Origin of the sequence: Pseudofrankia sp. EUN1h (genome assembly GCF_001854645.1) — a bacterium.
Lineage (GTDB): Bacteria > Actinomycetota > Actinomycetes > Frankiales > Frankiaceae > Pseudofrankia > Pseudofrankia saprophytica.
Genome location: NZ_MBLN01000125.1, coordinates 1 through 6174, shown reverse-complemented (window position 1 = coordinate 6174; position 6174 = coordinate 1). Strand labels below are relative to the sequence as shown.

3 protein-coding genes and 2 pseudogenes are annotated in these 6174 nt (G+C 65.1%); 2 read left to right on the top strand and 3 right to left on the bottom strand.

Annotated features, from left to right (window positions below; all coding sequences use genetic code 11):
- Positions 1–191: pseudogene (locus BCD49_RS39785) on the bottom strand (tyrosine-type recombinase/integrase); the annotation flags it as partial.
- A gap of 480 nt (positions 192–671) precedes the next feature.
- On the opposite strand from BCD49_RS39785, the gene BCD49_RS39780 reads away from it, so the two are divergent.
- Together BCD49_RS39780 and BCD49_RS39775 are read left to right on the top strand one after the other, a co-directional pair.
- Positions 672–1028 carry a hypothetical protein gene (locus tag BCD49_RS39780; RefSeq protein ID WP_027140383.1) on the top strand — a complete coding sequence of 119 codons (357 nt, stop codon included), beginning with the start codon at positions 672–674 and terminating at the stop codon, positions 1026–1028.
- 8 nt (positions 1029–1036) lie between these two features.
- Positions 1037–2105, top strand: a pseudogene (locus BCD49_RS39775) (integrase core domain-containing protein).
- A gap of 85 nt (positions 2106–2190) precedes the next feature.
- On the opposite strand, the gene BCD49_RS43345 reads toward BCD49_RS39775, so the two are convergent.
- Positions 2191–4416 (bottom strand): hypothetical protein, encoded by a 2226-nt coding sequence (locus tag BCD49_RS43345; RefSeq protein ID WP_131803666.1) that lies wholly within the window; start codon positions 4414–4416, stop codon positions 2191–2193.
- Positions 4417–4590: 174 nt separating this feature from the next.
- Positions 4591–5433: an IS5 family transposase gene (locus BCD49_RS39770; RefSeq protein ID WP_007512761.1), complete on the bottom strand. Its 843-nt coding sequence runs from the start codon at positions 5431–5433 to the stop codon at positions 4591–4593.
- Positions 5434–6174: the final 741 nt, after the last annotated feature.

Here is a 6174-nt window from a genome sequence, read left to right as displayed (position 1 = left end):
CTGCCGCTGGCCGCCTGGAAACGGCGCACCACCCGTTCCCGGCCGTCGATCAGCGACGAGCTCAGCCGGCGGCTGACCTGCTGGCGGCGGAAACCTGCCAGCATCTCGTCGAACAGCACCGGCTCCGCCCGCAGCGRCGTCGCGCCGTCCACGAGCGCCAGCGCCGCCGTGCCCGCGGTCCTCGACCRCATATCAGCGTCTCCCTACGCGTTGCGCCAGCCGCCACATCGCGGCACCGAACGCAACGTCACCAGACGCCGCAATCTGTCATCGAATGCATCGAAGGAGTGATCACAGCAGGTCAGACGGCATGTCGCCCATGTCGTCAGCCCGCGCGAAGAAACCCCACTGGCACAGAAACTCCCGCTCGCGGGCGATCACAGAAACTGCCGAATGTTGCATCAGATGCAACATTGCCTAGTTCGAGCTCGGTGGCGTGGGTGTGCCGCAGCTGGTGCAGGCTGATCTTCTCGCTGGCGGTGGCGCAGTAGTTGGTCCAGGCTTCTTCGGCGGTGGCGTAGCGCAGCGGCCCCCGACGCTGTTCTTGGACGCGCGGAACAGCGGGCCACGGATGTAGCCGGTGGTCCGCAGGTAACGGCGCAGCAGGGCCAGCAGGGCGGGGTCGTCGAGCAGGACGGTGCGGCGGCGGCCGCCCTTGGCGGTGACGGTAGGTGCTCGTTGTCCCGGTCGAGCTCGAGATCCTCGACGTAGGCGCCGAGAGCCTCGGACGCGCGCAACCCGGTGGTGGCGATCAGGCTGAACAGGACCCGGTCGCGGAGCCGGCTGGCGGGGATGGCGGCCAGGACGTGCTCGACGCGGGCCGGGTCGACGCCGCGGGGCTGTCGGGCCGGCACGGTGATCCGGTCGAGGCGGGTCATGGGGGTGGCCTCGATGAGGTCGTGGCGCACCGCCCAGGCGAAGAACGCGGTGAGCGCGGCCTGGCGGCGGGCGCGCGTGGCCTGTGGGGTGCGGAAAGTCGGCCTGGGCCTGTGAGCTGGGACGATGCCACGGACCCGCCGCCGGCATGATGGTCAACATGTCCGTACGCCTGCTCTACCTGATCTTCGCCAGGGTGTGTGGCTGGCTCGTCCTGCTCGGTCGATCGTCAGCATCGAAAGACATCGAGCTGCTCGTGCTGCGGCACGAGGTCGCGGTGCTGCGCCGCACCCAGTCGCGTCCTCGATGGGACTGGGCGGACCGGGCCGTACTCGCCGCTCTGATCCGACGGCTGCCGAGACGGCTACGGATGCACCGGCTGGTCACTCCCGGCACCGTCCTGCGGTGGCACCGCCGCCTGGTCGCCAGGAAGTGGACCTATCACCGCCGGACCGGACGACCGCCGATCAGCGCGGAGATCACTGCGCTGATCGAACAGCTCGCCACCGAGAACCCGACGTGGGGATACAAGAGGATCCAGGGCGAGCTGCGCAAGCTCGGCCATCGAGTCGGCGCGTCCACGATCCGCCGCGTCCTGAAGTCCCTCGGGCTGCCCCCAGCACCGCGGCGGCAGACCGACTCGACCTGGCGACAGTTCCTGCACGCCCAGGCCTCGACCATGCTGGCCGTTGACTTCTTCCACGTGGACTGCGCCGTGACGCTGCGGCGCCTGTACTGCTTGTTTGCCATGGAAGTCGGTACCCGCTACGTTCACCTCCTCGGAGTCACCGCGTATCCGGATGGGCCGTTGGACCACCCAGCAGATCCGTAACCTCCTTATGGACCTCGGGCACCGGGCGGCCGACTTCCGGTTCCTGGTCCGCGACCGCGCCGGACAGTTCACCGCCTCGTTCGACGCGGTCCTCGCCGACGCCGGCATCACCGCGGTCAAGATCCCGCCTCAGGCTCCCCGCGCGAACGCCTACGCGGAACGGTTCGTCCGTACCGTCCGCGCCGAGGTCACCGACCGCATGATGATCACCAGCGAACGGCACCTACGAACCGTCCTGACCGAGTACGCGCGCCACTACAACGGACGACGCCCCCACCGTGCCCTCGAGCTTCAACCGCCTCGACCCGACCATCCCATCGCCGACCTCACGGCGGAAAGGATCAGGCGCCGACCTGTCCTCGGCGGACTGATCAACGAATACGAACGGGCCGCCTAAAGACCCAGGTCAACCCCGGTGGCGCACTTCCGGCACCCCACACCGTGATTGGAAGACGAACCTGACCTCCCGAAGTTGGCATACCTCACTTTGGAGGCCAGAGGCCGGGCGGCGGCCATGCTCCCAGGTATCCAGGAGGTCGCGGCGGCAGCGGTTGACGAGGCTGGAGCTGCGTATGGATATCGAGCGTCGCAGTCGCAACCGTTCGGTTCTTATCCTCGACCGACGCGGTCAGTGTACGTCTTCCGGTTGAACCAACCCGGATACCTGGCGCGGGAATATTGACGGCAACTTCCGGCGAATCCGTATTGGTCCTGCCAGTAACATCGTTMCCCAGCCTCCAGATGACAGAAAGCCCACCGGGGACGTCGCAGAGAGGCATATGTAGCGAGTAGGTCACCCTGACCATCCCAGGTCCGCCGAGGAAGAACGGGATGAAGGTAGGGCCGTCAATGCTGATTGAGGGTACTGGTGCAGCCAAGCCGTGCGTTCCTCGCAGAGTGAGKCCGGAGCCACCAACCTCGCTATTAGAGTAGTTGAGGACCAATTTGAGTCCGTTAAACAGTAGCGAGCGCGGCAGGCGGTCGGCGAACACTGCTCCGAGGCCACTCCCACTTACGTCACCGTCGCCACCGCCACCGCCACCATGGGATGTGTAAGCAGAGATAACGTTGGTCGCAATTTCAATGCCCCCAGGCACAAAGAACACGGCACCCAGGAAGGCCGCCCCAGCCCAATCTTCGCCGTTCCAATCGCGCGAGTTACTTTCCTCGATCCGTATTCTGGTTGACATCGTTCCGGCGCAGTCGCGGCTCATCCTGGTTTCGGCACCAAACTGATCGCGAATGTGATCTGTAAACCGAACCCCATAGGTGGCGCCGAATACGGGGATCAGATACACCCCTGATACATGAGTTACAACAGCCTGATGGGCAGCATCCAACTCGACATCGATTCCAGTGAGCGACACATCCCCGTCAGGATTCGGAACACCATTGGTGTCAAGTCGCTTCGGAAATCCCTCAAATACTTGCTGTGCTCCTTTTTTCAAGAATGCGAGTGAAGCGAAAAAGCCGAATGTCTCGGCGCCGGCGATGATTTTGCCATCTCCGGATGTTCGTGTCATCCACGCCCGGATTGAGTCGTCGCTCGGTGGTGCTATCCACGCAGCAACAAGAGTCTGACCCTGCCCGACCAGGCTCTCCACCCGTAGAGGTAGCCCGGGGAATAGGTCGGAAACCAAACGACCGACAAAGGATACAAGACCCTGAACAACCTCATCGGGGAGTTCGAAACCGGCCTGTATAGCAAGGTCCGCGACGGCGCCGTCCGGGATGCCATCGGGGTCTCCGGGGAACGACTCTGGCATCACCCTGCCCAGAGCAACTGCAATGGCCTCGGGCCAGACTCGTCCGTTAGTCAGCCAATCGGCGATCTCCTGCGGGGAAGGGGCGCGGCCAGCATAAGCGCGTACCGCCAGTTGTGCCGCCTGTGCGCCCGCGTCCGGAGAACGCAGAAGTCGTGCGACTAGTTCGGCGCGCTGGGCGGGCTCAGCGGCCGCGGTTAGGGCGTTTGCGCTCTCCTCGGAGGTTGGCGACCGTCCCAGTAGATCTGTATAAAACGCGTTTACAACACCGGCTGGCCGAGCATAGCCTCTCCGGTCGAAGTACTCGTCGGAGGTTGCAAGCTGTGCGGTTAGAGCCGCTGTCCCTGCCGCCGCTACGATCTCAATGCCCTGCTCCAATTCAGCCTGATCGGGCACCTTAGCGAGTAGCCGTCCGTAGACATCGCGAACAATGCGTTCTCTGAAATATTTGGTCGCCACGATCGAGTTGAGGACGGCGTCGTTCGTCTCGCCCGCAATCTCATCGAGCTCTCGGTTCCGGGCTGGCCGGCCGACAAGTCGCCGGAAGGCGCGGCAGGCAAACCTAAGACGGGAGGAACCGACGAGCGCGCTTGYGGTCGCAACGTACGTGGTGAGATCGTTGTTGCTAAGCCGGATGGTGACAACGAAGTCACCCGGTTCATCGAAGTGGTGGCTGCCGACCACCACGAAGCTTCTTACCCCAGTGGAGACAACCTTAGCCTCAGTGTCGGTGGTTCCGTCGCCCCAGTTGGCCACCGCCGAGAAAGTGGTTGCATCGCCTGCGACTTGAGCTATGACAACATTTTCTGCACGTCTGCTGTCTTCAACAAGAATAACATTTCCAGTTACCTGCAATCCTGACATACGCCTGCCCTTCGCACCGTTTACGGCAGGGATCGTCGGATCGTCCCGATGTAGACCGTCAGTTACATCCTGCGGCTCCATGGCTTATCTAGATCCTCCAGACAGCCGTCGCGAAAGATAGCTGGCGCTGGAGCCTTCGCGTCCGGAAGGCCCACAGTCACCAGGGTAAAGGGCGCACCCCTATTGGCCTTCGCGACACGCTGCTGAGGTCGAGTCTGGTCCCATTTACCACGGCTAGAGGATGTCTGAGAAGGGTCACAGCGGCGCGCCGGTGAGCCGGTGGAGCAGGATCATGCTCATCGCGAGATAAATGGCGTTCTCGGCGGTGGCGGTCAGGTACTCGTAGTCCTTGGACAGGCGGCGGTACTTCCCCAGCCAGGCGAACGTCCGCTCAATCACCCACCGGCACGGCACCACCGCGAACGCCGGCACCTGTCGCGGAGGTGCCCCGACCGGGGCCCAGGTATGGCGGAATCCGCCGTCGCGGCGGGAGACGATCTGGACGTCGACGCCGACCGCGTCTTCGGCCCAGTCGCAGAACTGCTGGCCGCGGTAGCCCTGATCAGCCCACACACGCCGTAGCCGGGTGAAGAGGTCCCGGGCCCGGGACAGGACCACCATCGCCGCCTCGCGGTCGTCCACGTTGGCCGGGCTGACGCAGGCCACCAGCACGGTCCCGCCAGTGTCGACGAGCAGATGGCGCTTGATACCAGGGACTTTCTTGCCGCCGTCGTAGCCGTGCAGCCCGCCCCGGTCAGTGGCGCGCACGCTCTGACTGTCCACGACGCCCGCCCCGGGGGTCGGGTCCCGGCCGCCACCGACCCGGTCGCGTTCCCGCAGCCGGGCCAGGATCTGCTCCCAGCGGCCCTCGATCCGCCAGCACCGCCAGTAGTGGTAGACCGTCTGCCACGGCGGCAGGTCATGCGGCAACAACCGCCAGGCACACCCCGCCCGTATCCAATAGGCCAACCCGTTCACGATCTCCCGGCGCTCATGCGCCGGCGGCCGACCCCCGGGCTTGGGACCGGAAATCAGCGGAGCGATCAACTCCCATTCGGCATCGGAGAGGTCGGTCGGATACCGCCGTCGCTCGACCATCGCCAGCCTCCTGTACCGAGGCTCCGGACACCGTCGAGCTACCCACTCTGACCMTTCTCAGACCTCCTCTATGGCGCTCGTGATGGCGGGGGTTACCCGTCGTCTGCTTCGTCTCCTACCTCGCGCTGTGCGCGTTCGTCGTTGTGCGCAGCGGCAGCACCGCTGGGCTGCGCGACGTCGCCGTCGCCGTGCGGGCGTTCCGTGGCGTGATCAAGGGGTAAGGCTGATGTGGGCCCGCCGGCTGACCGGCGGGCCCACTCTTTCTGGGTAGTCGCGCCGACGCCAGACGACAGCAGCGCGCCTCGGGTGGTGGCGGGACGCTGGCCCGCGACCTCGCCACAGACCCCGACGGCGCCACCGGCCACCTGGTCACACTCCAGTGCGCGCGCAGTTGGCCGCACCGAACCATCTCGTGACCACCAGCGCCGCCATGCTGCCAACCGTCCCGCTCGGGCAGCCGCACAGAGCCCTGCGGACGTCATCGCGGACAACCCGGGGACCGGGCAATCCTTCGATTACTATGTCGCGGTCATGATCGGACCGATCCGTGCTGTGTCTCGCAATCGGGCCTGCACGTGACATAGGCGCGTACATGGCTCGCGTTACACGGCCGACCTGCGGCAACATCCTTCGGATCTTCGTGTGTCACGAACGTTCGTTACCGGACACGTTGGCTCTCGCCTGCCCCCGCCAGTAGGCGAGGTTGTTCCGGGTGGTCAGGGTGTTCGGGTGGTCGGGGCC